Origin of the sequence: Nocardioides malaquae, assembly GCF_015070385.1 — a bacterium.
GTDB lineage: Bacteria > Actinomycetota > Actinomycetes > Propionibacteriales > Nocardioidaceae > Nocardioides > Nocardioides malaquae.
Window position 1 is genome coordinate 1 of record NZ_JADCSA010001107.1, and the last position, 239, is coordinate 239.

At 30.1% G+C, this 239-nt stretch carries 1 protein-coding gene; it reads left to right on the forward strand.

The annotated features are described in order from the left end of the window. Positions 1 to 239 (forward strand): Plug domain-containing protein (locus tag IEQ44_RS18775; RefSeq protein WP_193639481.1); only part of this gene is annotated, 239 nt, incomplete at both ends.

The following is a 239-nucleotide window of genomic DNA, read 5'->3' on the forward strand; positions in this document are numbered from 1 at the left end:
AAATGAAAGTATAGCTAATATAAATGTTAGAGGAGGCACAAATGATCAAAACTTAATACTTTGGGATGGTATTAAAATGTATCATTCAGGTCATTTTTTTGGATTAATTTCAGCATATAACCCTAACCTAACCGAAAAAGTTTATGTCACTAAAAATGGTACAAGTAGCCAATATAGTGACGGTGTTTCTAGTACGATTGATATGCGAACCAAAAATGAATTAAATCGAAAATTTACAG